Here is a 25,586-nt window from a genome sequence, read left to right on the forward strand (position 1 = left end):
GGCAACCGCCTACGGGAGGTCGTTAAGGGCGGCGGACGGCTGCCGCCTGCGGAAAGCCGACGAAAAACGAACGAAGATGTGGAGGTGCGCGTAGATTGGTGATGTGCGTTTTTCCCGAAGAGTAGACATCGATGAACCAAATCCAATCGCGAAGGCCGAGGCCGCGTTGAAGGCGCGGGGGATACGGCCGCTCGCGCTCAATGATTCGAATCCGACGCGGCATGGCCTGGCGCCGTCGTCGCTTCCGTCGGTCTACGCCGCCGAGCCGCGCGGACAGCGCTATGCGCGCGAGGCGATCGCCTCATACATCAACGCTTCCGTCGATTCCGGCGTCCTGGACTTCGCCGGCGAGCGCATCGCGGCCGATGCGGCATGCGCGGCCGGCGTCGTCACGGGTGGCGCCGCCGGGACCGGCGCCCGTAAAACGGCGTATGCGGAGGATCGCATATATAAGGACATGGGTGAAAGAACGCAGCGTGCCGCCGGTAGCGCAGATGCCGCCGGCGATGGTGATGCGGGCGTGAACGGGGCCGGCGGAGACGATGCCGCCGATAAGGATTGCGCCGCCCGCGGCGGCAGAGCCGCCGGTGACGATGGTCGTGCCGTCGATAAGGATGGAGAAGGCGCTGCCGATGACGCCGATGACGATGCCGCTGCCCGTAAGGAGGGGAAGTCGCGGGAGGCGGAAAGGCCGGCGGATGCCGACGATGTGTATCTGCTCAGTTCCACGTCGCAGGCGTATGCATGGCTGATGAAGCTGCTGTGCGACGCCGGGGACGCAGTGCTCGCGCCGAAGCCCGGATATCCGCTCATCGAATCGATCGCACGGCTTGAATGCGTCGAGGCGCGCTTCTACCAGCTGCGTTTCGACGGCTCGTGGTTCATCGACATCCCGCAGATCGAACGGATGCTCGCCGAGGACACGGATCGTCGCATCCGGGCGATCGTCGTCATCAACCCGAACAACCCGACCGGCTCCTACATCAAGCCGGGGGAGCGTGAGGCGCTCGTCGCGCTGTGCATCCGATACGGGATCGCGATCATCGCCGACGAGGTGTTCTTCGACTACCCGTTGGAGCCGTTCGACGGCAACCGCAGGCTCAGCGGCGAGCGGCGCGTGCTCACCTTCGCGCTCGACGGATTCTCGAAGACGCTGGCCGCGCCGCATGCGAAGGTGGGATGGATCCGCGTGTCCGGACCCGCCGACGACGTGCGCGAGGCGCGGCGCCGACTCGACGTCATCGCCGACGACTTCCTGCCGATGAGCGAGCTCGTCGCCCGCGAGATTCCGACGATGCTGCGCGAGGCGCCCCGTCAGCTTGACGCCGTCGGCACGCGCATCCGCGCGAACCTGGCGACGCTGCACCGCATGCTCGACGGGGACGGCCTCGGCGTCGTCGACGTGCTGCGCGCCGAGGGCGGCTGGAACGTGCTGCTGCGTTTCCCCGGCGTCATCGACGAGAACGACCTTGTGCTGTCGATGATCGACGACGCCTGTACGAGCGGGCAGCCGGGGTATTTCTTCGACATGGCGTCGAACGGCTACCTCGCGATCTCGCTGCTGCCCGAAGCGCGGCGGTTCGAACGCAACGTCGCGACCGTGCTCGACGCGGTGCGTCAGCGGCTCGACATCGCCTGATATTTGCTGCGGATGAGCTGCGTGTAGAAGTCTGTCGCATGCTGCGGGTCGCCGTCGAAGACGATGTGCGCCTCGTCCATGACGAGCACACGCCGGATCTCGTAGCGTTCGTCGGCGATGAGTTCGACGTCGTGCGTCGTGAACACGACCGGCCTGCCGTAGCGGAACAGCCGTTGCGCGACATGCGCCGAGCTGATCTCGTCGAGGCCGCGCGTCGGTTCATCGGCGACGAGCATCGCCGGCGCATGGCAGCAGGCGACGGCCATCGCGAGCAGATGCAGCCGTTCGCCGTCGAGCGCGTCGAGCCGCATACGGCGCACGTCGCCCAGATCGAAGGCGGCGAGCAGGTCGCCGATGCGCGCGGCGCGCTCGGTCGGCGGCACATGGTGGCGTTCGAGATAGCCGTCGAGCGCGTCCTCGAGGGATTTCGCACGCTGGAAGTGCGCGCGCACATGGTCGAGGCTGACATAGCCGATCGCCGATCGGATGACCGTACGGTCGGCGCGGCGCGACAGGTCGCGCGGCTCGCCGTCGACGGCGTAGTCGACGACGCCGGACGTCGGCGACTCCTGTGCGCCGATCATCCGGATGAGCGTCGATTTGCCGGCGCCGTTGAGTCCGATGACGGCCACGTTGCCGCCGTCGTGCGTGATGCGCAGGTCGGTGGGTTCGCAGCCGACCGCGCCGTCCGCGTAGACATAGCCGGCGCCGCGCAGACCGATGTCGACGGTCTCGGCGGGCGGCCGGCGTCGGCGGGAGGGGAACAACGAATCGAAAACGCTCATGCGGCCATTGTATCCATGCGTGTCCATGCGTCGCCGCCGTTTGCGCCCGTGGGCGTTACCGGGCGCTCCGCATTCACCGTCGGCGGATGACGCCGCCGGTGGCGAAGCGCGGCGATGCCGTCGGTGACGACGGGCGTCACCGACGGCGCAATGCAAGGCGCCGCCCCGTGGATGCAAGGCGACCCCGCGCCTTTTGCGGCTACGGCAGCGCGAACCAGCTGCGCACGCGGTGGAAGAGCGCCGGGTCATTGGCGACGAGCATGTCGTCGCGGCCGACGACGAAGCAGGAGGCGATGGCGAACACGAGCGCCGCGCATACGACGATCGCGACGGGCGCGCGCGTCCACGGCCATCGGCGCATCATCAGCGCGACGACGGGCACGGCGGCCACCATGAACAGCCATCCGAAATCGGCGATGTAACGCCATCCGAGGCCGCCGACGAACGCGTCGAAGACGACGAGGAGGGCCGCGAGCGCAAGCGCAGTGGCGAGCGTCGGCCACCAGACGCCGCAACGGCGGCGCACGGCGGGCCACGGCAGCGCGAAAGCGCACAGCGCGAGCGGCATCAACGCGAACAGGCCGCCGACGCACGGCTCGGTGAACGACCAGCGCGGCAACGGCGTCGGCGACAATGCGAGGAATGGGAACGCGTCGGTGAGCCGCGGCGGCAGGAACAGGTAGTAGAAGACGGTCAGCGGCATGTTCTCGGCCGGCGTGTGGAAGCGCGTCATGTCGGTGACGGTGAGCTGGTAGGCGTTGCCGAAGTCGAAGGGCGACGCGAAGCGCAGCTGGTTGTAGACGAGGACCGGCGCCGTCACGGCGAGCGCGGGGAGCAGCAGCGCGGCGCCGAGACGCGCGATGCGCCCGCGCCGGCGCCCCCGTGCCGCGCGGCGCAGGTCGGGCAGGAACAGCGGCAGCGCGAACAGCGCCGTGAACGCGAAGGTCGGACGGCATCCGATCGTCGCCGCGATGCACAGCGCGCCCCAGGCGACGCGTGCCATCGAGACGATCCGCAATGTGCGCGGGGCGTCCCCGCCGCCGCCTTCCGTGCGCACGGCGCCGAGCCACAGCCACAGGCCGAGCATCGCAAGCAGCAGGCCCGAGGAGAAGGGGACCGAGTAGAAGTTCGTGCGGAACCACAGATACGGCAGGTTCGCGCCGAGCATCATCGCGATGCACAGCAGCGCGGCGCCGGCGAGCGATGTGCGCGGCGCGACGAGTCCGAGCAGGCGGATGACGAGCAGGCAGGCGACGACGCTCACGCCGGCCATCAGCCACAGCTGCGCGCAGGTCGTCGGCAGCATGAGGCCGCCGGGCGTGAACCATGAGGTGACGAGGCGGAACGGCGCGAACAGCGCCACCGCGGGCAGCACGCCGAAATACGAGTACCAGCGGCCGTCATGGAACGCGTGGTCCCAGTAGATCGGCGTCACGCCGTCGGCGAGCATGCGCGCGCGTGAGGCGGCGTCATAGGGATCGGCGGCGCCGGCGAGCTCGTCGGGGACGGGAAGGTCGAGCCAGACGCGGCCGTGCAGCAGCGCGTCGGCGAGATGGCCGTACTGGTCGAAGTCGAAGGTGTAGCCACCGTCCTTGTGGAAGACGAGCGGCTGCTGCGCGTAGCCGATGATCATGACGCTGCGGACGACGACGTAGACGCCGAGCGCGCCGGCGGCCAGCGCGAAGGCGAGCCGCTGACGCCGGCTCGAGACGTCCAGCGCGACGCCCCACAGTCCGGTCGACGGCAGTAGCAGGATGACGAAGGCGGCGAGGACCGCCATCGCCGCGACGCGCGCCCAGTCGAAGACGAAGGGCACGCGCACGTTCGCGCGGAAGTTCTCGATCGGCACGAGCGTGCCGCGCGGCTCCTCGATCCAGATGCGCACAAGGCCCCGCGCGGGCGCGCGGAACAGCAGCGCCGACGGCGTCGCCGGCGAGACGGTGACGGACGGGGAACGCATGTCCCAGCCGTCGCCGTCTCGCGTCGCCAGCCGCAGATGGACGGTGGAGACGACGTCGTCGCCGCGCGCGCCGTCGCTCACGGCCTGCACATGCGTCGCCGGCGTCGCGTCGGCGCGCCAGTATTCGCTGCTGCCGTCCGCCTTCACCTCGACATAGGCGCCGGCGGGATCGCGCACCTCGAGCAGCCCCTGCGCGGTGCGCGACAGTCCCGGGCCGAGGGCGTTGGCGGCCGACGCGGAATCGGTGGACGCGCCGATCGAGCGCCAGTGCGCGAGATTGCACACGACGCATTCGACGATGAGGACGAGCGCGAGCGCGACGAGCGCGGAACGCAGGACGCGCATCGGACGCGGCCGATGACCAGAGCGGGAAATCACAGCCATTATTCTAACGGCACCATGGGTATCGGCGGAGACGTTGTACATTAGTCGTATGAGACAACGGCACGCAGCGCAGGGACGACGGGGACGGCTCGAAGGACGGGGCCGCGGCGACGCGCGCGAGGACGCGCTGCCGGCGCCGGTCGAGCGCATGCTGCGCTCGCTGCGCGCCATGCTCCGCTGGAGCGACGACGTGGCGCCGGACGCGCAGACCTACCGCGTCGGCGCCTTCGCGCGCCGCCACGTGTTCGACGGATTCCCGATGGAGCGGCACGACGCCCTCCCCGGATGGCTGCAGATCCCCGGCACGCGCACCTTCGCGATCGGCCTGTTCGTCCGCCATGACCGTTTCGTGCAGCTTGCGCTCGCCGACGACCGCGGACGCGTGTTCGCGACCGGCGAGCCGCGCGCCGACCTGCAGGGCCTCGAACCGCGGCTCGTGCTCGATGCCGACGGCGCGCCCGGGCCGCGCGACGGCGTCCGGCGAGGCACGCTCACCGCGTTCGACGACGATGGCGGCGTCGTCGTGGGCCGATGGACGAAGGCGCGCGCCGGCTACACGCTCGAATCGATGCGCGCCGACTTGTCCGACGCGCTGCGGACCGGACTCGGCTACCGCGACGCCGTGACCGTGGCCTTCTTCGCCGACTACCTGCAGCCGCGGCTGCGCGGGCGCCTCATCCCCTTCGGGGCCGGCGACCTGATCTGGCGTCTGTCGCGGCAGGCTCCGTTGAGCGCGATCCGCATGAGCGTGCGCGACGAGGAGGAGACGAGGATGCTCGGCATGCGCGTCTCGGGGCTTGAGGAGTACGCGATGCGGCTCATGCGCGAATCCGGCGCGCTTGACGACGTGCCAGGGCTGCTTCCCGATCACGGCGCCGAACCGATGCACACGCTGCGCTCGCCGTATTCGGGCAACTATTTCCTGACCTGGGACACGCCGATGCCCTTCGATGCCGCCCTCACGTCGCTCAAGATCGAAGGCGCCCTCAACCGCGTGGCCGCGTTGCGAGCCTGGCTCGACGGGAACGCGGCGCGCGGCGCGCGGCCGACCGAGGACACGGCGACGGCGGCGCAGATCGCGCTCGCCGACCGCACGTTCCTCGAGAATCCGGCGCTCATCGCCTTCGACACGTCGCGGGATGTGAATCCCGACGAGCCCGACTTCGGCGTTGTGAACGACTTCGTCTCCCTGTCCGCGCTGACGGCGCGGGCAATCGCGACCCAGCATCCGGACCCGGTGCGCGAACGCGCCGCGCATACCGACGCGTTGTTCGCCGAGGACCTGCACGACGCCGCGCCCGGCGGCGGCGCGTCCGACGACCGTCACGGCGAATGGGTCGTGCGCCAGACGCTCTCACGGCTCATCCGTTCGATGCGGCTGCCGTACCGCTTCGACTGCGACTTCCGGCTCAACCTCGACGGCGGCGCCGCCTCGCTCGCCTTCACGGCCGCCGGCCCGGCGCTCATGCCGCGCGGCGTCTACGACACCGGGCAGCGGGGATGGACGAGGACCGACGACGCATGGCGCGCACGGATGAGCGCGCGGTACAACCTGCGCGCCGGCATCATCTTCGCGGCGCTCATGTTCGGCGCCGACGAACGGATCGACGAGGTGGCGATACGCATCGACTCGCCCGGCCTCGAGGAGGCGATCGCCGAGCAGGACGACGTCATCCATTCGACGATCAGCGACGCGCTCAGCGCGTTCGAACGGCTCGGCGAGGCCGGCGCGGACCATATCGGCGGCAAGTCCGGTCCGAAGGACGGCGACCGCCACGGCAACCCGACGCGCATCATGACGCCCCCGTCCATGCCGTCGATGGACGCCGCACGCGAGGACGGCGGACAGGGGGCAGGCGGGGACGACGAGGACTTCGACGCGCTGATGCGCGGCGGCGGCATCGACGAGGTCGCCTTCGCCTTCGACGACATCCACCGCGACGACGGTCCCGACGATGCGCCTCCGTTCGACGCGGCGCGCGCCGCGCGGGACGCGCACGCCGCGGGCGGTTCCCCGGAGCGTACGGACGGCCCCGGACGCGACGCGTCGTCGCCCGCGACCGGCGACGACGCGATCGAACGGCTGCGCCAGGGGCCGACGATGCGCGCGCTGACGACGGTCGTCTTCACCCGCGCCATGTTCCTCGAACGTCTGGCGACGGACGGCCTGGCCGATCCGGCCGGCACCTACCGGATGTTCGGCGCGGCGCTCTCGCTGGACGCCGACGGCGGACTGGCGCCGGTGGACCCTGGATTCTCGGTCTCGGACGCGCGCTTCTCCCCGCAGGGCGCGCAGGACGCCCCCGAGGAGCACGACAGGAGACTCGACCCGGGTGCGGCGCATGTGCTCGGAGCCGCCGACACCTTCGGACTGGCGATCCAGCGCGACGACCTCATCAGCAGCGCGCTGCGCCGCTTCCACACGCTCGCGGCCGACACGCGGATGCCGTCGGCGCTCAAGGCGCAGCAGGCGATGGACGTCATCGAACGGATCGGCGACCCCGAACTGATCTCGCGCGCGACCGACGTCACGTCGGCGCTCATCGACGGCGACGACACGCCCGACCCCGCCTCGACGCTGCTCAGGGACCTCGACGATGCGCGGCTCAAGGCGCGCGACCTCTTCTTCTCCGGGCAGCCCAAGCAGGCGCTCGCCGGCGTCGAACGGGCCGTCGAGGCCCTCGACGAGGTGTACCGCGGCATCGACGGCGTGCCGCGCTACTTCAACTCGTACGCCGACCGCGTCGTCTACAACCGGCTGTTCGCGCTGCCGGACGAGCGCACCGTGCTCATCCCGGACACGCTGTTCTACGCGCATCTCGAACTCGCCGACGCGCTCGGGCAGATCGAAGGGCCCGACGCCGCGCTCAGGCATCTCAATGCGCTCGTCGCCTATGCGCCGTCCTACGCGCTCACGCATCTCAAGCTCGCCGTGCAGCTCGCCCAGAATGAGGACTGGGATTCGGCGAGGGCGGCCTGCCTGAACGCGCTGCGGGTCTCGCTCGACCGCTCCGACGCCGCCTACGCCTACTACCGCCTCGCGCAGGCGGCGTGGATGCATGACGAGTTCGAAGTCGCCTACGCCGCATACATGCTCAGCGGGGCAATCGGCGACGACACGGCGACGCGGACGACCGAGATGAACGAGGTGGGGGCGCGCGCCCAGTCGCAGTGCATCCGCCTGCCGATGACGCTGCAGGAGGCGATGGACACGCTCGAGGCACACGACGTGCCGGTGTGGCCGCGCACCGAGGTCGTGCCGATCGTGCTCGACGCGGCGCGCGTGTGCGTCGACCGCGCGATGTTCGTCCCGGCGCGCACGCTCGTCGTCGCCGCGATGCGCCTCGTTGGCGACGAGACGGACATCGTGCAGCTGCAGTTCCTGCGCTCGCTCAACGCGTAAGGTTTTTCGCGCAGCCGGCGGCGGGTCGGCGGCGCGCGGCCGATATATTGGAGGAGGTCGGCGCCTTCGGCGCCTGCGGCGCCGCGCCGGCCGGCCATGGCGCAAGGACGGAAAGGTGCGGCAGATGCAGGCGACTCGACACGACGCGGACGGACGGGACACGAGGGACGCGAAGGACGCCGTCGGATCCGACATGCGGATCGACGCGCTCCGATACGACGACAACGACGCGATGAGCCTCGACGACCTCGATGTGGACGCGCTGAGCGCCGAACAGGCGGCGCGGCTGTGGGCGAGGCTCGCGGCCTGGGTGGAGACCGACCAGATGGCCTATTACGTCGACGACGCCCCGGTCTCCTCCGACGCCGCCTACGATGCGCGCATGCGCTGCCTGCAGCGGCTCGAGGCGGCGTTCCCGCAGCTCGACTCGCCGTCCTCGCCGACGCGGCGCGTGGGAGGCACGTTCTCGAACGAGTTCGCCTCGGTGCGTCATCCGTCGCGCATGATGAGCCTCGACGACGTGTTCTCCTACGAGGAGCTGCGCGCCTGGTACGACGGCGTGCGCGCGGCGCTCGACTGGCCCGAGGACAAGCCGCTGCCGATGACCTGCGAGATCAAGATCGACGGCCTGGCGCTCAACCTCATCTACCGCGACGGCGTGCTCACGCAGGGCCTGACGCGCGGCGACGGCGTGACCGGCGAGGACATCACGATGAACGTGCGCACGTTCCAGACGATACCCGCGACGCTCGGCGGCCCCGAAGGCGACATCCCCGAACTTGTGGAGATCCGCGGCGAGGTGTTCATGCGCTGGGACGACTTCCGCGCGCTCAACGAGCGGCAGGAGGAGGAAGGCAAGGCGCCGTTCGCCAATCCGCGCAACGCGGCGGCGGGTTCGCTGCGCCAGAAGGATCCGCGCATCACCGCGGGCAGGCATCTGAGCTTCTACGCGCATGGCCTGGGAGAGCTCGTCTGGGGCACGGGCAAGCCGGTCGACGTCGCCGACGAGGTGCACGACCAGTCCGAGGCGTACGCGCTGTATGCGAAATGGGGTGTGCCGGTCTCGCCGCACACGCGCGAGGTGACGAACTTCGACGAGATCATCGCGATGATCGAATACTACGGCGAGCACCGCTACGACATCGAGCACGCGCTCGACGGCATCGTCGTCAAGGTCGACGACCTCGCCCTGCAGCGCCGGCTCGGCGCCACGTCGCGCGCGCCGCGCTGGGCGATCGCCTACAAGTATCCGCCCGAGGAGGTGAACACCGAGCTGCTCGACGTCGTCGTGCAGGTGGGCCGCACCGGGCGCGTCACGCCGGTCGCGATCCTCAAGCCCGTCTACGTGGCCGGTTCGACGGTCTCGCGCACGACGTTGCACAACGGGTACGAGGTCAAGCGCAAAGGCATCCTGATCGGCGACGTCGTCATCGTGCGCAAGGCCGGCGACGTCATCCCCGAACTCGTCGGCCCCGTGCTCGCGCGCCGCAAGGGACGCGAAGGGCGGCTGCGCGAGTTCCACATGCCGACGCACTGCCCGTCGTGCGGCACGTTGCTGCGCCAGATGAAGGAGGGAGACAAGGACCTGCGCTGCCCGAACGCCGAATCGTGCCCCGCGCAGCTGACGGAGCGCATCATCAACCTCGCCTCGCGCAAGGCATTCGACATCGAGCATCTTGGCGAGCAGAGCGCGATCGCGCTGACGAACCCGGAGGCCGACAGGCCGGATTCGGTCGAGGCGTATGCGCCGAACATCGTCGAGGTGCGGGTGGGGCCGGGGGAGGAGCCCGAGCCGTACACCGCCCCGGAGGGACTGGGACTGCCCGACGTGCAGCAGCCGGTGCTCTCGAGCGAGGCGGACGTGTTCGACCTTGACGCGCGGCGTCTCAAGGACGTGTACGTGTGGCGCGAGGCGCCGATCATCGAGGTGATCGAACGGGTCGAGGACGGCAGGCGGCGCAAGGTGCGCAAGCGCATCGGCGGCTCGGGGCTGTGGCACCGGGCGCCGGCGTTCTGGACGACGCCGACGAAGGCGAGCGGCGCGAAGCCGGTGCCCGCCGACGGCGTCATCGTCGGCGTCGATGAGCGCAGCGGCCGCGACATCTACATCTGCCCGGCGGAGACGACGCGTAAGATGCTCGACGAGGTCGACAAAGCCAAGCACACGGATCTCGACCGCGTGCTCGTCGCGTTGTCGATCCGCCGGCTCGGACCTCCGACCGCGCGCCTCATCGCGCAGCATTTCGGCACGCTCGACGCGATCGGCGACGCGACCGCCGACGAGCTCATGCAGATCGACGGCATCGGCCCCGAGATCGCCGAATCGGTCGTTGACTGGTTCGCCCAGGCGAAGGATCCGATGAGCTGGCGGGGCAAGGTGCTCGCAGCATGGAAGAGGGCCGGCGTGGGCATGGAGGCGGACAAGAACGACCTGCCGCAGACGCTCGCCGGGCAGACCGTCGTCGTGACCGGTTCGCTGGAGACCTATTCGCGCGATTCGGCGAAGGAGGCGATCATGGAACGCGGCGGTCGTGCCGCGGGATCGGTCAGCAAAAAGACGGATTGGGTCGTCGTCGGCGCCAATGCGGGGTCGAAGGCGGCCAAGGCCGAGGAACTCGGCATCCCGATGATCGACGAACGGCAGTTCGACGAACTGCTCGTCACCGGCACCGTCGAAGGCGTCAGCCAGGCGCACGCCGACAAAAGAAGCGTGTCCGCCGAAGCATGACGGGCGCGCGATGCCGATGCGACGGCTCCGCGTCGTCGGCGTCGGCATCGGCATCGACGGCGGGTCCTCCCGCGTGGCGTCGGGACGTCGTAGGCGCCGCGATATGCGTGCGGCCGACGCGCGCATGGGCGGGACGGCTTGCTCATGGATGATGCATATGCGTGGGTGACGGAACTAACGGCGCAGTTGTCTTCGTCGCCCGACGTCGCCTGACCGGGACGACGGGCGACGCTGATGACGTCGGCGACGGCAGCCGTGTCAGCGTGGATCGTCGGCGGCCGACGAGGGATAGGCGTCGATGAGCGTGCGCGCGAGGCGGACGAAGGTGTCGCCGAAGTCGTCGTCGCGCAGCGTGCCGTCCTCGTTGAGCACGGCCGGACGGCCTTCGCTTTCGCCAATCTCGCGGATGCGCGGATCGAGCGGCAGCCGGGCGAGCAGCGGCACGTCGTGGCCGAGCGCGTGCGACAGCTGCTCGCTGACGCGTTCGCCGCCGCCGGCTCCGAAGATCTCGAGCCGTTCGCCGGCATGCTCGAAATAGCTCATGTTCTCGACGACGCCGCGCACCTGCATCGGCACCTGCAGCGCGACGAGCCCCGAACGCACGGCGATGTCGGACGCGGAGGGCTGCGGCGTCGTGACGACGACGAGTTCGGCGTTCGGCAGCGCCTGCGCGACGGAGATCGCCATGTCGCCGGTGCCGGGGGCCAGATCGAGGATGAGCACATCCGGCTCGCCCCACCACACGTCGGCGAGGAACTGTTCGAGGGAGCGCTGCAGACGCGGGCCTCGCCACAGGATCGCGCGGTCGGAGCCTGCGAACATGCCGATCGACATGAGCTTGACACCCCATGACGTGACCGGCATCAGCATGCCGTTGAGATTCGTCGGCTGGCTGTGCACGCCGAAGAGGCGAGGCAGTGAGAATCCGTAGATGTCGGCGTCGATCGCCGCCGTGTCGTAGCCGAGCGCGGCGAAGGTGGCCGCGAGGTTCGCGGAGATCGACGATTTGCCGACGCCGCCCTTGCCGGACGCGATCGCGAAGATGCGGGTCTTGGTGCCGGGCTTGTTGAACGGGTTCTCGCGGCGCGCGGCCTTGAGGTCGCTGACGAGCGCGTGCAGTTTCTCGTCGGACATCGTGCCGACGTTGATGCGCGGCGTGAGCCTCGCGTACGGGTAGCTCGCCACCGCCTGCTCGATCTGCGCGGCGAGCTGGTCGGACAACGGGCATCCCGGCACGGTCAGCTCGACGTCGACGACGACGTCATAGGCGCGGTCTGTCGTGCCGTATTCATCGCTACGGGCGGCATCCTCGGAATCGTCATGGGCGGTCCCCGGATCGTTACGGGCGGCATCGTTGAGGCCGTCGCCCGTAAGCGCGGGGGAGGCGCTGCCGGTAACAGCGGGGAACGGGGCGTCGGAGGTCGGAATGACGGTGACGTTGGCGATCATTCCCAATTGCGTCACGGAACGACCCAATTCGGGGTCGATGACGTGATCCAGACGTTCCAACACGGCGTGTTCAATGATCGTCGTCTCATCGTTCATTCGATTTCGATGCCTTTCTGCATGGAGGGGAAGGATCCCGCCGAGGATTTCGCCGGGGTTGGGACAAGGCCCCACTGTATTGCATGCGGGTCGGACGCGCCAGAGGCGAACGGGACGGAAACGGGCGGCGCGGTCCGGGAAGGACGGATCGCGCCGCCCGCAGCTTCGGATGAGAAAGAGGTCGTGTTAGCCGGATGCCGCCCGTACGCACGGTACGCGCATGCGTCGGCGCCTACGGGCAGCCCGGCGGGGAACGGACGTCATCGGCGTCCGGAGGCGAAATGGTCGAGCGCGCCGGTTTTCATCAGCATCCGGTAGAGCATCCAGCTCAGACCGCCCACGATGAGCGCGCCGGAGACCACCGACGTGGCCAGATAGACGCTTGCGCGCAGCGCGCCCCAGCCGGGATTCGTGATCCAGTAGTAGACGCCGCAGCCGAGTCCCGCCAATGCTCCCGAAAGCATCGCGCTCGCCAGATTCCACACTCGGTAGGCGAGCAGAGCGAAACCGAGCTCGGCGCCGATCCCCTGCATGATGCCGACGACAAGTGAACCGCCTGCGCCCCACTGGTTGCCGAGCAGCAGTTCAAGCATCGCCGCGACGGTCTCCGCATACAACGCCGCGCCGGGTTTGCGAATGATGATGGCCGCAAGCGGGCCTGCGAACAGCCAGAACGCGTTGAGGATGCCCTCGAATCCGGGAGTGACGGCGCCGAACAGCGTCAGCGGCGCGGTGCAGATGAAATCCCACACCCAGAAGACGAGTCCGGATGAGGCGGCGATGGCGGTGGCGGTCACCAGGTCGACGACGCGCCATCGGCGTGACATATACGGGATGCGGGCGGCGTCGGTTTTGATATCGGTCATGGAAGTGCCTTTCCTTGTCACATGCAGATGATGGAAGGCACGGGGAAAGAGACGTCCGTGCGTCGGCATTACCCGATTCACGTTCATGCGGTCGAAGCTTGTGCTTCCTCTCAGCCTGCTTGGCAAGCCCCCGTGTCCGCATCCAGTAAAGCAGGGACTGTGCACTTTCGCCGTTCGAACGGATTGCAGGACGTCGGCGGTGCGGATGACCGATGGAGGAACGACGGCCCAATGAGAAGGACGCTGCCTGTAACGAAGGCGCCGCCCGTAGGAGAGTGCGGCCGATAGGCGGGCGCTACCCGTAAGGAGTGCCGCCGGTAGAAAGAGTGCCGCCCATGGGGGAATGCCGCCCGTAAGAGGACGCCGTCCGTGGGAGAGGGCTGCCGATAGAGAAAGTGCCGCCCATAGAAGCGGTAGAAGAACAAGTGCTGCACCCGTACAGGGCATGCCGGCCATAGGGGAGGAGGATTGCGCTTACGGGCGGCCGAGAGAGAAAGCGGGAGGTATGACGGCGACGATGGAAAAAACGGGCGGCACCGGAAGGGTGCCGCCCGTTTTGCTCTCATCGGATCCGGGAAGGATCAGATGTGGAAGTAGAGCTCGTACTCGAGCGGGGTCGGCTGCAGACGGGCCTGATCGATCTCGCTGCGCTTGAGGTCGATCCAGGTCTCGATGAGGTCCTCGGTGAAGACGTCGCCGGCGGTCAGGAAGTCGTGATCCTCCTCGAGCGCGTCGAGCGCCTCGGCGAGCGAGGACGGCACCTGCTTGATGCCGGCGTGCTCCTCCGGAGGAAGCTCATAGAGGTCCTTGTCGACCGGCTCCGGCGGCTCGATGTGGTTGAGGATGCCGTCGAGGCCCGCCATGAGCTGCGCGGAGAACGCGAGGAACGGATTGCACGACGGATCCGGGGCGCGGAACTCGATGCGCTTCGCGGCCGGCGACGTGCCCGCGAGCGGGATGCGGATCGCGGCGGAGCGGTTGCGGGCCGAATAGACGAGGTTGACCGGCGCCTCGAAGCCCGGGACGAGTCGATGATACGAGTTGAGCGACGGGTTCGTGAACGCGAGCACCGCCGAGGAGTGCTTGATCAGGCCGCCGATGTACCAACGGGCCATGTCGGAAAGGCCGCCGTAGTTCTTCTCGTCGTAGAACAGCGGCTTGCCGTCCTTCCACAGCGACTGGTGGCAGTGCATGCCGGTGCCGTTGTCACCGGCGATCGGCTTCGGCATGAAGGTCGCGGCCTTGCCGGCGAGCGCGGCCGTCTCATGGACGACGTACTTGTACTTCATCAGGTCGTCGCCCGCGTGCTGCAGCGAGTTGAAGCGGTAGTTGATCTCCTGCTGGCCGGCGCCGGCGACCTCGTGATGCGCGCGCTCGAGGATGAGGCCGACCTTCTGCAGGTTGGCGACCATGTCGTCGCGCAGATCCTGCGTGTGGTCGATCGGCGGGACCGGGAAGTAGCCGCGCTTGACACGGTTCTTGAAACCGATGTTCGGCGTGCCGTCCTCCTCGACGTCGAGTCCGGAGTTCCATGGGGCCTCGACGGAATCGACCTCGTAGAAGGAGCCGCGCATGTCGTTGCCGAAGCGGACCTTGTCGAAGATGAAGAACTCGGCTTCCGGGGCGAAGGAGGCGGTGTCGGCGATGCCGGTGGCCTTCAGGTAGGCTTCGGCCTTCGCCGCGACCTGACGCGGATCGCGCGAATACGGCTCATCGGTCAGCGGGTCGACGATCGAGAATGCGACGTTGAGCGTCTTGTGCTTGCGGAACGGGTCGACGTAGGCGGTCGTGATGTCCGGGACGAGCTTCATGTCGGACTCGTTGATGGCCTGGAAGCCTTCGATGGAGGAGCCGTCGAACGGCATGCCCTCGTCGAACGCGTCCTTGAGGAATTCGCTGGCAGGGACCGTGAAGTGCTGCTGAACACCAATCAGATCGGTGAAGCGAACGGAGACATACTCAATGCCTTCCTGATTGATCAGGGCCTCGGCGTCTTCCTTGGTTTCGAGTGTGGTCACGGGACCGCTCCTTTCAATAAGTGGATTACGCATATCAGCATAGGTCACAGCGTTTCGCTCACTCGAAGTTTGAGTTACGAACATGTTTCGGATGGCGCGGATGGGGTCGACGGAGCGTCGGAATCGTTCGAACGGCCGCGCTGGCGTGATGAGGGGAGCCTGGCCGCGTGCGCCGTGCGGCTGCACACGATGTGGACGCCGCGTCGCCGTGGCGGTAGTTCCTGCCGGTGGCGATCGTTATGGGTGGCCGTTCCTCGGGCATCGCACCGCGATACGCGGACGGTCATCGCAAAACGCCGGCAGGAAGGCCGACGCGGGACGCGGACGTCGACAGACAAGCGGCGTCCAGAGAAACAAAAAGGGACCGGAGAAACCGGTCCCGGAAAATCTGGGCGACGACGGTCAGCGTCCGCGCATCGCGCGCTTGCTGACCTTCTGCATGCGCATCGGGTCGATGCCCTTGGGGACGCCCATGCCGCTCTTGCGCTGCAGCGTATGCAGACGCTCGTTGAGCGTGATGAGCTGGTCCTTGGTCATCATAAACCGACGGCGCTTCTTCACCGTGCGCACAAGCTTGTTGGAGGTCGTGTTCGGAATGTACGTGCGCTTCTTGAGGATGACATTGCGCAGATCCTTGAGACGCACCTGCTTGGGGCCGGTGCCGACGCAGATGCGGTAGATCGGGATCTGCGAGCCGGCGGTCACGCCCTTGATCATCTTCTCCTGGCGGTCCATCGCGCGCATGACGCGGCCGTAGTCGCCCTCGCCGATCAGATAGATGCCCTGATAGCCGGTGCCGCGCCAGATCGCGTCATGCGAGCGCGGGTCGACCCACGCCGGTTCCTGCGGGAAGTCATAGCCCGCCCTCTTCATGTTGCCGAGGACGCTGATGGCCGCGCCCGGCTGCCCCTCGAGCTGCTTGAAGCCGACGGCGTCCGCGCGGCGCGTGAGCATGATCGTGGCGAACAGCAGGCCGGTGACGGCGGCGAGGATCATCCAGCTGATCCATCCGAACCATCCCCAGTGGAACACGAATCCGCAGACCAGTCCGATGACGATCGGAATCGCGAACACGCCGCCGACGATCCACGGCAGCGCCTTGTCCTCCCTGTGCGTGAACTGGTAGATCTGCTTGAGCTGGCTGAACATGCCGCGCTTTTTCTTCTTCGGCTGCTCGTCCTTCGATGCCATGTATCGCCTCTCCTAATTACTTTGCGAACATTTTGCGAACGCTATCGGATGCGTGCTGTTGCAATGGTTTCATACTCTATCAGCTGACCATCCCCATCTTGCGTCGCCTACGGGGCGCCCGTGGAAACGCAAGACCATGGTTGTGCATCCGGCAGGGATCGGCGTCTCGCAGGCAGGCGTCGTACTGCCCGTAAGATGTCGTGCCGCCATAAGACGTGAAGACGTCGCACCGCCCATAGGGACCCATAAGGAAACCGCCATAGGGAACGTCGGGAGAATATCCCACCGGGTGATGTCGCATTGCCGGTAAGGGATTCACGCCACCCGTAAGACGACGGCGGCGCCCGGTCCGCGCCGTGGCGTGACGCGACCGTCTTGCGCCACCCGTAAGACGGGAAGGGGATGCGTATCGGCGGGGCTGCGTCGGCTTGGACGGCGTAGCCCCGCCGTGAAGGCGAGCGGGGTCGCCGATATCAGCGGGTGTGCAGCGGACGGCCGTCGGCTTTGAGCAGCGTCTCGCCGATCATCTCGCTGAAGGTCGGATGCGGATGGATCGCGTCGGCCGCCTCATGCAGCGGGGTGTGGTTGGCGACGATCTGCTGGGCCTCGGCGATCATGTCGCTCGCGTCCGGCGCGACGACGTGCACGCCGAGCACGACCTCGACGCCGTCCCGTTCCGCGTCCCGCCCGGTGACGATCGAGAAGGAGCCGCCCGTGCCGCTCATGACCATGCGTGGATTCGACATCACCGGGAACACGGTCTCCTTGACGTCGGCGTAGCGCGCGTCCGCCTGCGCGTCGTGCAGCGTGAGGCCGACGGTGGCGAACTCCGGCGAACTGAACACGATGTTCGCGATGGCATCCTCGTTCACAGGTCTCGCGTCGAGCCCGGCGATCGTCTCGGCGACGACGAGTCCCTGCGCGAAGGCGCGGTGCGCGAGCGCATGGCCGGCGGTGATGTCGCCCAACGCCCAGACATGGTCGAGGTTCGTGCGGCCGTATGCATCGATGACGACCATGCCGGCGTCGTCGAGCGCGACGCCGCTGTCGGCGAACCATGGCTCGTCCGTGTTCGGCGTGCGGCCGATCGCGCCGAGGACGATCTCCGCGCAGATCGTACGCTCCTCATCGTCGTCGCCGAGCGTGTAGTGCACGCACGCGCCGAGGTTGATGCCGGTGTCGACGCCGCGAACATGGGCATCGCGGATGATGTGGATGCCGCGGCGCTTGAGTTCGCGTGACAGCGCGAGCGCGGCGCGGCGGTCGCTTTTCGACAACACATTGTCCTTGCGGATGAGCAGCGTCACGTCGCTGCCCGCACTGTTCCAGATCGACGCGAACTCGAGCGCGACGGCGCCGGACCCGATGATCACCGCGCTGTGGGGGAACGTGTCGAGCGACAGCGCGGCCGTCGAATCGACGATCGCGCCGTGGTACGTCGTGCCGGGCAGCTCGCGCGGACGCGAACCGGTGGCGAGCACGACGTCGTCGGCCGTGATGTCGAGGTCGCCGTCGATTTCGTCGAATCCGCCGTTTTTCGCGAATCGATGCACGTGATCCTGGCCGGGGGAGGGCACGACGCGCACGTGGCGGTCCGCTCCCAGCGACGCGTCGCCGTGGTAGACGATGATGCCGCGGTATTCGACCAGTGCGCGCAGGCCGTCGACGAGCGTTGCGACGGTGCGCTCGCGGTAGTCGCGCAGACGGCCGAAATCGATCTCCTCGAGTTTGGAGACGATGCCCATCGCCTCGCCGTGCGCGAGCGCGTCGAGCGTACGGGTGGCGGTGATGAGCGCCTTCGACGGGATGCATCCGCGGTTGAGGCAGGTGCCGCCGAGCGTCTCGTCGCGTTCGACCATGACGACCGATTTGCCGAGCTCGGCGGCGCGCAGGGCGGCGGAATAACCGCCGGGGCCTGCGCCGATGATTGCGATGTCGAATTGTAGCGATGCCACGATGCCTCCAGAAAGTTGCGATATGCGACCGATAATTGGCAACCATTGTAATGCAAGGCGTCACGGCAAGGCGCCATGGCGGTGCACCGCTACGGGGCGGCACATAAGGAAAAAGTGGAAAAAGAGATAGGGGCGGGGAATGCAGGTGCAAGCGGAAGAAGGTCAGGACCGGAGGTGATGGCGCCGTGCGTCGTCGAGACGGGACGGGGGAAGATCGGGATAAGAAAGGGGAAAAGGCAAAAGCAGCGAAAAGGGCCGGGAGGGCGTCTCGCGTCCTCCCGGCCCTTTGGCGGTGTCTTACTTAGGCCAATGGCCGCGCTTCTTGTAGCGCGGCTTCGGCAGACGCCAGCGACGCAGCTGGATCGCGCGGCTCCACGCGTAGGATCCGGTGCGCATGCCCTTGGCGACCGCCTGCTCGCCGTATTTGGCGATGAGCAGCTTCTTGAGCTTGCGCCACATCACGACGACATCGATGATGATCGCGAACAGATACAGATACAGGAGCGTCATCAGGATAAGCGTGATCTGGATGCTGTAGGGGATCTGCCTGGCGAAGGCCGTGACGATGACGGACAGGACAAGGATGACGAGCGCCACGGGGATGAAGAACTCGCCGATGTTGAAGCGGGCGTCCACATAGTCGCGCACATAGACGCGCCAGGGAAGGCGCTCGGCCTTCGGCATGTGCTGCAGGTCGCCGGTGCGCATCGCCTCGTATTCGCGGTTCTCGCGCTCGCGCAGGCGACGCTTCGCCTCCTTGCGCTGCGCCGCGCTGTCCTTCGGCACGAGCGGCCGGATGTTCTTCGCCTGCGCCTCCTTGCGTTTCGGCGTCGGACGGCCCTTGCCGGCCTGCTCCTCCTTGGGCTGCGCGTTCGCGCCGTGCACGTTGCGCTCGACCTGTCCTTCGTTGCCTTCGTCCTTCTTGTTCACTGCCATGATGCACGAGCGTACGTGAAGACATCGACGCCGAGGAGACTGCGCCGCCCTCGGCGCAGGTGGCGGCGCAGGGCGACGGAGCCGCCTACAATCGACAATCGAGACATACGACCCGTAAGCGTCCGGACCGCCGATGCGGCCGGCGCCGCGTTACGGGCGGCGCATGCGGCGCCCCGCGGATGCCGTGGTTCATACGGCGGCCGGCGAGGCATGTGCCGCCCGTAAGCGACGCGGCCCGTAGTCAGACGTTGCTCGCAGGCGCGTTGCAGACGTCGCCCGTAAGGAAACGACGTCGTCCATGCGGCGCACACGCCGTCGCGCGGCTCGTAAACACGACGTGCCGCCCGTAAGGGATTCGCGTCGCGCGCGGCGCATACGGCGCGCATGCGCGCGTCGTGCATGGCGTGCGCGGCGTGACGGGGACGGACGCTCGCTGCCGGCAGGTGCGGGCGGCGACGACGAAAGGAACGACATGGAGATATCGGCACAGGAGATTCGCGCGCGCGTGGCGGCAGACTGGCAGGGCATCATGGACGTCGTGCGCCAGAAGGTGGCGCTCAGGTCGGTGTCCGCGCAGGGCATCACCGGCGACCATATGGAGCAGTCCGCGCAGTACGTCGCGCGGATCATGCGCGAGGTCGGCGTCGACGCGCGCGTCGTGCAGTCGCACAACCCGGACGGAACCGCCGGCGCGTGGGAGGTCATCGGCTCGCTTGAGACGAATCCGGACGCGCCGACGGTGCTGCTGTACGCGCATCACGACGTGCAGCCCGTACCGGATCCGAACGAATGGGACACCGACCCCTTCGAGGTCACGCAGGTGGGCGACCGCCTGTATGGACGCGGCACCTGCGACGACACCGGCGGCATCGCGATCCACTACGGCGCGCTCAAGGCGCTCGGCGACGACCTCGGCGTCAACATCAAGATCTTCTTCGAGGGCGAGGAGGAGATGGGCTCCGCGAGCTTCATCCCCTTCATCGAGGAACACCACGACGAATTCGACTCCGACGTGATCATCGTCGCCGACTCGGGCAACTGGGCTCCCGACGTGCCGTCGCTGACGACGTCGCTGCGCGGCAACGCGACCTGCGACGTGCACGTCAAGGTGCTCGAGCATCCGGTGCACTCCGGCCAGTACGGCGGCCCCGTGCTCGATGCGAACACGCTCGCGGCGATGCTCATCGCGAAGATGTACGACGAGGACGGCGCGCTCGCGATCCCGGGCGTCGAGGGCGGCGAGCCGATCGGCGGCCTGCAGCGCGACATCGACGAGACGGACATGCGCGCGGCTGCGGGCGTCGTCGACTCCTACCGGCTCGCCGGCGACGGCTCGCTCGCCTCGCGGCTGTGGACGAAGCCGAGCGCGACCGTCATCGGCTTCGACGCCCATCCGGTCGACGGCTCGTTCAACGTGATCAGCCCGGAGACGACGTTCCGCGTGAGCCTGCGTGTCTCGCCGCTGCAGGACCCGCACGCCGCGATGAACGCGATGGTCGAGTTCTTCGAAGGCAACGCGCCCTTCGGCGCCGACGTGCGCGTCACGCCGCTCGACGCCGGCATGGGCTGGGCGATGGATCCCGACTGCGAGGCGAGCGCCGACGCGTCCGCCGCGCTCGAGGAGGCCTTCGGCGTCGCCCCGGTGAACAAGGGCGAGGGCGGTTCGATCCCGTTCATTCCGCAGCTGCAGAAGATCTTCCCCGACGCGCAGGTGCTCGTCACCGGCCCCGAGGACCCGATCTCGAACGCGCACAGCCCGAACGAATCGGTGAGCGTCTCCGGACTCGAGAAGGACGTCGTCGCCGAGGCGCTGCTGCTTGATAAGCTTGGCAGGAACTGAAGCCGCGGATGATCCCGAATGAGATCATCACGAATAAAGGAGAAGATCATCATGTCCATTGCCTCCATCATCGCCTCCATCGGTCTGGTATGCTCCCTGCAGGCCGCGCCGGCCGCCTCCATGCAGGTCGACACGATGGACGCCGCGCCGACCACGGCCGAATCGGGCAGGGCCTGCAATGCGTTCCTGCATTTGCTCGGCCTGTGCTGAGCGGCGGGATGCGCGCGCAATGACGTCGAAACGACGCGGGATGAGGCGCATCTGGCACCCATACATCGCTTTCTTCATCATTATGTTCTCGCTGTTGTATGAGCTGAATGTATGGGTGTACGCCATGCCCGTGCCTCCGCCCGGCACCTTGGCGTGGCTGATGCTGGCCCAGGCCATCGTCGTATGCTGCTATTGGTCCCCGGTGTGGGCGTCCGTCGCGGTGCTGCTTCTCAACGGCGTCGGCGAATACGCCATCCCTGGTTACGCGCAGTTCACAGCCTACTTTCTGTTCCTCGCCGTGGTGCTGATCAGCTACAGGACGTCGGTCAGGATCGCCGCGGTCCTGTGGTGCATCATGGCCGTATATACATGCATAGAGATGGCTGTGGAGCAGGGTTCCTTCTCCCTCTACGGCTGCACGGCGTTCTGCGCGGTGTATCTCGTCATGGTCGTCGTCGGCCGGTTCCTGGCCTGGAACGACCGACGCAACGAACAGTTGCGCAGGACCGTGCAGCTCGAAGTCAAGGTCAGGCAGCTGGAATCGAACCAGTACCTGGCGGCCTATCTGCATGACGCCCTGTCCCAGGAGCTGGCCCTCATCGCCATGGAGGTGCAGCTGCGGAACGCGGATCCGAGCAAGTCCGACGACGAACGGTGGGAACGCGTCGGGGAATACGCCGGCAACGCCTTAGGTGACCTGCGTGAGATCATCATGCAGCTGCGTGATGATTCGATGTCGCTGCGGTTGTCCGACAGTCAGGACAAGGACATCGCCACGGTACTGAAAAACCAAGGGAAGGCGGGCGACGAACTGCTGCACAGGCATGGATTCTCCGGCGGCACCGAGGTGGATGTCATACACGACGCGAACAGTCAGGACCGTGAGATCAACGGACTGGTCATGCTGATCTGCCACGAGATCTATGCCAACATCCTCAAGCACGGCGACGCCGCGGGACGATACCGGGTGCGCATGGAGGAAACCGCCACCCGCGTGCGCATCGTCTACGAGAACGATGTCGCCGAATCAGGCGAAGCGAAGATACAGGGAGGCAACGGCATCCGCGTCCTGCGTTCGCTCATCACGTCCATGGGCGGTACCTTCAGCCATGAACGGGCGGATGGCGTCTGGAAGGGGTGCGTCGAACTGCCGATCAGCGCAGATGAGCTGCACCCGGCGCGCGCCGTCAACGTCCGTTCAGCGGCGGCCTGACGTTCCTGGGGCGTGAGCTGGCCGGACGGGGAATGCGAAAACAGTGACCTTCCCCGTCTGGACCGGCGCCTGTGCGATTTGCGGCATGCGGGTCACGGGCAGTCCGGAATCCGCCCATCATGCCGCCGTGGACGAGCAGCCCGACGAGCTTGGGCATGGAGACCGGCTGCTCCTTCTGCATCGGTCCCCGTGCGCCGGTCGCTGTGATCTCGTCGAGATAATGCTCCATCGCGAAGCATATCATGCCGAGCACGGGAGCGTGATCGTTGATGGCGCGAAGCCGTCTGCAAATTGCCGGACCCGACCGGGGAATGAGATGCATGTCGAGGAGCACGATGTCCGATTCGTCGCACTGCGACGCCATGTCATGTTCGTAGCCGCGCAAGACGTGGATGCTGATGCTTGGCCATTGCGGCTTCAGATAGCCGTCGATGCTCCCGGCGGCGCGGGTCGTTCTCCGCCATCGCCGGAGGCATGTCTTCCTGCGTTCCATGAAGCAATGTTCATGTCCATTCCGATCTCGGCGCCCTCATGCCGGCCATGCATGGATCCATGATTTCCGCCATGCCATTGGCGTTCATCAGCCGAATGGTTTCCATGGGTCGGTGTCGTCGGTGTACATCTGATTGGCGTTCGCGACCAGACAGGTGACGACGTCGCCGTTGCCGAGATCCAGCCTGTACTGTCTGCGCGCCTGCTCGTAACGGTCTGGGTCTTCGGAATGCTGCGATAGATATGTTTCGTAGGAGGCGTTGTCCCGGCGGTATTCGGCAGCAGTGTACGAGGATTCGGCGGCGTGTTTACGGTGCAGACAGTCGACGGCCGCCTCCTCGTTGTTGGAGAGCATATCCGGATTGGCTATGCTGTAGCGGTACATCTCGTCCACTGCGACATAATGGTTCGAGCATGCGTGCATATCCGCCATCAGCTTGTCGCGTTCCTCCTCGGTCAGCGTCGAGCTGTCGGTGGATTTGATCGGACTGTACAATCCGTTGGCGTACCGAGGCAGATCGGGCTTGGTGTATCCCTTGTCGACGAGGCACTGTTTGTAGTTCTCCCACGCCTGCTCGTAATCCGCTTTGCTGACGATGCCGTCATGCGCGAGCGCCCGCTGCAGCATGTCCCGCTGCTGCTGGCTCATGCGGTCCGCTTCGTCGCTTTGGTCGTCGAGCTCAAGCAACGTGTTGATGCGTTCCGTGAAGGATGAGGCCAGCTTCGCGTTGGCGCCTGCATCGGATACGTCGGATTGTGGTGCGGCCGTCGCGCCGTCCATGCCGGCTTGATCGCGGCCGTTCGTGCATGAAGCCGTCGTGACCAATACCGCGATGGCGAGCACCGCGATCTTCCGTCCATGTGAGTTCCTCATCATCTAACCTTCTTCATCTTCATGCGTTGATGTCCGATGGAGTACGTGGGTGTCGTCCGTTATACCTTCATGATTCCCTCATCATGGCGTGGACGTTATTGGTTGTTGCGGAACGGGTACCACACACCTTCGTCTGATTCGGGATCCCATGTCTTCACATCATGCCCATTGGTGGCGAAGCAGTATTGCACCTGACTGTCGTAAAAATCAAAGGAATAGACTTCCTGTGACTTCTGCCAAGCTTCTTTGGGGGGATACTGTTCCAGGTTTGCCGAGTACTCCTCACCGTTTTGCTCGAATTCCTTCTTGAACTGTTGTGCGGTGTAGGAGGGATCCACCAGTTCTTTGCGTTTGAGGCAGTCCACGAAGCCTTCATCACGGTCGGCGTACAGCTGTGGATTGCCTAAAGATAGTCGGTACAGCTCATCCACCGACTGATACTCGCTCAATCTGCAGGCGCCTGAATCATCTTGGGCCTTATGCAGGGCGTCCTCCCCTCGGTCTTCAGCGTCGGTCACTGTTGCGTCGCCGCGGATCCCGTCGGAATACATGGTGCTGGTAGGGGCTGCATAGCCTTTATCGATGACGCACTGTTGGTAGTTGCTCCATGCTTGATCATAATCGGCTTTGGACACCTTGCCGTCATGGTCAAGAGCTCTTTTGAGAATCGCTATCTGCTTCTCGGACATCGGCTGTGTCATCGTGCCGTTCATCGCAAGAAGATTCTGAATGCGCTCGGACAGCGATGACGCGATTTTCGCGGAGGCCACCTCAGTGGATGACCCAGTGGGTGCATGCTGGGATGATGATGTATCGACGGTGCCGCATCCGGTAAGGATAAGAAGACCCACTGCTAGGACCGTGCAATATAGTCGCTTGGTATTCATTGTCTGGTATCCATTACTATAAATGATTGGAATTCCGTCAGGTTGAATCGATTGAGGCTCTGGTCCAAACTGACGGAATCGTTGGTGATATTGCAATTGTTAGGGTCAGGACACTACATACCTGACATAGTCCCCGACGGTGAGATTGGTGCCGGTCTGAACGGCGCTGCATCCCATGCCGGGGTTGCCGACGCTGGACGCCTCCTTGGAATGGCCGTCCTGCTTTGCGTAGCATTTCGTGGTATGCGACATGGAGCTCAAGGTGATGTACGAACGGTCGGCGGCGGCCGTATAGTTGCCACGGTAGTAGCCGTTCTCGATCACACCACTGCTGATCGGGTAGTAGGTAGCACTTGCCGCGTTGGCCACGGATACGCAGCTGACAGCAACGCCGGCGGCCAGCAGTGCGGACACCGCACCTTTGACGAAGGATTTCACTTTCATGATTCCTTCTCCTTTTTTCTTCGTAGGACTTCTTCGTCCAATTTGTTTCGCATCGATTCCCTGCGTCGATGTTGAATACAGCATGGCATTGGACGTTGAGTGTCGTCAACCGACCTGCGCGTTTTGCGTATATGCGGCACGCCGGGGGACTCATATGCGCAAAATGCGTAGATTGGTTGCATTGCGCGTTTATCGCTTGTATCACTGAACAATAAA

The 25,586-nt window shown here is 66.3% G+C and carries 18 protein-coding genes and 1 riboswitch; of the genes, 6 read left to right on the forward strand and 12 right to left on the reverse strand.

Annotation, left to right across the window (positions count from 1 at the left end; translation table 11 throughout):
- The first annotated feature begins 520 nt into the window (after positions 1-520).
- A complete protein-coding gene (locus D2E22_RS04925) occupies positions 521-1,639 on the forward strand; it encodes a pyridoxal phosphate-dependent aminotransferase (RefSeq protein ID WP_420897240.1) in 1,119 nt (372 codons plus the stop codon).
- On the opposite strand, the gene D2E22_RS04930 is transcribed toward D2E22_RS04925, so the two are convergent.
- Both D2E22_RS04930 and D2E22_RS04935 read right to left on the reverse strand, forming a co-directional pair.
- Positions 1,618-2,424: an ATP-binding cassette domain-containing protein gene (locus D2E22_RS04930; protein WP_164518421.1), complete on the reverse strand. Its 807-nt coding sequence runs from the start codon at positions 2,422-2,424 to the stop codon at positions 1,618-1,620. The genes D2E22_RS04925 and D2E22_RS04930 overlap by 22 nt on opposite strands.
- A 199-nt stretch (positions 2,425-2,623) precedes the next feature.
- The gene (locus D2E22_RS04935) at positions 2,624-4,762 is read right to left on the reverse strand and encodes a hypothetical protein (protein ID WP_126031997.1); all 2,139 of its coding nucleotides are present in this window, start codon (positions 4,760-4,762) and stop codon (positions 2,624-2,626) included.
- A 55-nt stretch (positions 4,763-4,817) separates the two neighbouring features.
- Between D2E22_RS04935 and D2E22_RS04940 the strand changes: the two genes are divergently transcribed.
- Both D2E22_RS04940 and ligA read left to right on the forward strand, forming a co-directional pair.
- Positions 4,818-8,171, forward strand: a complete 3,354-nt coding sequence (locus D2E22_RS04940; protein ID WP_126031998.1) for a tetratricopeptide repeat protein — start codon at positions 4,818-4,820, stop codon at positions 8,169-8,171.
- 124 nt (positions 8,172-8,295) lie between these two features.
- Positions 8,296-10,899: an NAD-dependent DNA ligase LigA gene (ligA, locus tag D2E22_RS04945; protein ID WP_126031999.1), complete on the forward strand. Its 2,604-nt coding sequence runs from the start codon at positions 8,296-8,298 to the stop codon at positions 10,897-10,899.
- Between the two features lie 258 nt (positions 10,900-11,157).
- Here the strand turns inward: ligA and D2E22_RS04950 are convergent, their stop codons facing one another.
- The 6 genes from D2E22_RS04950 to D2E22_RS04975 all read right to left on the reverse strand — a co-directional run bounded on the left by D2E22_RS04950 (position 11,158) and on the right by D2E22_RS04975 (position 19,410).
- On the reverse strand, positions 11,158-12,444 hold the full coding sequence (locus D2E22_RS04950; RefSeq protein WP_164518422.1) for an Mrp/NBP35 family ATP-binding protein: 1,287 nt from the start codon (positions 12,442-12,444) through the stop codon (positions 11,158-11,160).
- A 260-nt stretch (positions 12,445-12,704) separates the two neighbouring features.
- Complete coding sequence (locus D2E22_RS04955) at positions 12,705-13,310, reverse strand: ECF transporter S component (protein ID WP_126032000.1); 606 nt, start codon at positions 13,308-13,310, stop codon at positions 12,705-12,707.
- A 36-nt stretch (positions 13,311-13,346) separates the two neighbouring features.
- A riboswitch (TPP riboswitch) is annotated at positions 13,347-13,454 on the reverse strand.
- A 437-nt stretch (positions 13,455-13,891) separates the two neighbouring features.
- The gene (gene glnA, locus D2E22_RS04960) at positions 13,892-15,328 is read right to left on the reverse strand and encodes a type I glutamate--ammonia ligase (RefSeq protein ID WP_126032001.1); all 1,437 of its coding nucleotides are present in this window, start codon (positions 15,326-15,328) and stop codon (positions 13,892-13,894) included.
- Positions 15,329-15,730: 402 nt separating this feature from the next.
- On the reverse strand, positions 15,731-16,519 hold the full coding sequence (locus tag D2E22_RS04965; protein ID WP_126032002.1) for a DUF4191 domain-containing protein: 789 nt from the start codon (positions 16,517-16,519) through the stop codon (positions 15,731-15,733).
- A 473-nt stretch (positions 16,520-16,992) separates the two neighbouring features.
- The gene (locus D2E22_RS04970) at positions 16,993-18,474 is read right to left on the reverse strand and encodes an FAD-dependent oxidoreductase (RefSeq protein ID WP_126032003.1); all 1,482 of its coding nucleotides are present in this window, start codon (positions 18,472-18,474) and stop codon (positions 16,993-16,995) included.
- Between the two features lie 297 nt (positions 18,475-18,771).
- A complete protein-coding gene (locus D2E22_RS04975) occupies positions 18,772-19,410 on the reverse strand; it encodes a DUF3043 domain-containing protein (RefSeq protein ID WP_126032004.1) in 639 nt (212 codons plus the stop codon).
- Positions 19,411-19,882: 472 nt separating this feature from the next.
- Here D2E22_RS04975 and D2E22_RS04980 point away from each other — a divergent pair, with 472 nt between their 5' ends.
- The 3 genes from D2E22_RS04980 to D2E22_RS04985 all read left to right on the forward strand — a co-directional run bounded on the left by D2E22_RS04980 (position 19,883) and on the right by D2E22_RS04985 (position 22,673).
- The gene (locus tag D2E22_RS04980) at positions 19,883-21,250 is read left to right on the forward strand and encodes a dipeptidase (protein WP_126032005.1); all 1,368 of its coding nucleotides are present in this window, start codon (positions 19,883-19,885) and stop codon (positions 21,248-21,250) included.
- A 51-nt stretch (positions 21,251-21,301) separates the two neighbouring features.
- The gene (locus D2E22_RS10495) at positions 21,302-21,460 is read left to right on the forward strand and encodes a hypothetical protein (protein ID WP_164518423.1); all 159 of its coding nucleotides are present in this window, start codon (positions 21,302-21,304) and stop codon (positions 21,458-21,460) included.
- A gap of 94 nt (positions 21,461-21,554) precedes the next feature.
- Entirely contained in the window at positions 21,555-22,673 is a 1,119-nt protein-coding gene (locus tag D2E22_RS04985) for a sensor histidine kinase (protein ID WP_241218188.1), read from the forward strand.
- Here the strand turns inward: D2E22_RS04985 and D2E22_RS04990 are convergent.
- The 4 genes from D2E22_RS04990 to D2E22_RS05005 form a co-directional block, all read right to left on the reverse strand.
- Positions 22,648-23,166 carry a response regulator gene (locus D2E22_RS04990; protein WP_126032007.1) on the reverse strand — a complete coding sequence of 173 codons (519 nt, stop codon included), beginning with the start codon at positions 23,164-23,166 and terminating at the stop codon, positions 22,648-22,650. The genes D2E22_RS04985 and D2E22_RS04990 overlap by 26 nt on opposite strands.
- 87 nt (positions 23,167-23,253) lie before the next feature.
- Positions 23,254-24,042, reverse strand: a complete 789-nt coding sequence (locus tag D2E22_RS04995) for a ribonuclease H family protein (protein WP_126032008.1) — start codon at positions 24,040-24,042, stop codon at positions 23,254-23,256.
- A gap of 92 nt (positions 24,043-24,134) precedes the next feature.
- The gene (locus tag D2E22_RS05000; RefSeq protein ID WP_126032009.1) at positions 24,135-24,752 is read right to left on the reverse strand and encodes a hypothetical protein; all 618 of its coding nucleotides are present in this window, start codon (positions 24,750-24,752) and stop codon (positions 24,135-24,137) included.
- Positions 24,753-25,031: 279 nt separating this feature from the next.
- A complete protein-coding gene (locus tag D2E22_RS05005; RefSeq protein WP_126032010.1) occupies positions 25,032-25,370 on the reverse strand; it encodes a hypothetical protein in 339 nt (112 codons plus the stop codon).
- Between the last annotated feature and the right edge of the window lie 216 nt (positions 25,371-25,586).

Source organism: Bifidobacterium castoris (assembly GCF_003952025.1).
In the GTDB taxonomy this organism is placed as follows: Bacteria; Actinomycetota; Actinomycetes; order Actinomycetales; family Bifidobacteriaceae; genus Bifidobacterium; species Bifidobacterium castoris.

Coding starts and splice junctions, on each gene's coding strand:
- D2E22_RS04930 (WP_164518421.1), bottom strand. CDS start 2,424: ATGAGCGTTTTCGATTCGTTGTTCCCCTCCCGCCGACGCCGGCCGCCC.
- D2E22_RS04940 (WP_126031998.1), top strand. CDS start 4,818: ATGAGACAACGGCACGCAGCGCAGGGACGACGGGGACGGCTCGAAGGA.
- ligA (WP_126031999.1), top strand. CDS start 8,296: ATGCAGGCGACTCGACACGACGCGGACGGACGGGACACGAGGGACGCG.
- D2E22_RS04950 (WP_164518422.1), bottom strand. CDS start 12,444: ATGAACGATGAGACGACGATCATTGAACACGCCGTGTTGGAACGTCTG.
- D2E22_RS04955 (WP_126032000.1), bottom strand. CDS start 13,310: ATGACCGATATCAAAACCGACGCCGCCCGCATCCCGTATATGTCACGC.
- D2E22_RS04965 (WP_126032002.1), bottom strand. CDS start 16,519: ATGGCATCGAAGGACGAGCAGCCGAAGAAGAAAAAGCGCGGCATGTTC.
- D2E22_RS04975 (WP_126032004.1), bottom strand. CDS start 19,410: ATGGCAGTGAACAAGAAGGACGAAGGCAACGAAGGACAGGTCGAGCGC.
- D2E22_RS04980 (WP_126032005.1), top strand. CDS start 19,883: ATGGAGATATCGGCACAGGAGATTCGCGCGCGCGTGGCGGCAGACTGG.
- D2E22_RS10495 (WP_164518423.1), top strand. CDS start 21,302: ATGTCCATTGCCTCCATCATCGCCTCCATCGGTCTGGTATGCTCCCTG.
- D2E22_RS04990 (WP_126032007.1), bottom strand. CDS start 23,166: ATGGAACGCAGGAAGACATGCCTCCGGCGATGGCGGAGAACGACCCGC.
- D2E22_RS04995 (WP_126032008.1), bottom strand. CDS start 24,042: ATGATGAGGAACTCACATGGACGGAAGATCGCGGTGCTCGCCATCGCG.
- D2E22_RS05000 (WP_126032009.1), bottom strand. CDS start 24,752: ATGAACGGCACGATGACACAGCCGATGTCCGAGAAGCAGATAGCGATT.
- D2E22_RS05005 (WP_126032010.1), bottom strand. CDS start 25,370: ATGAAAGTGAAATCCTTCGTCAAAGGTGCGGTGTCCGCACTGCTGGCC.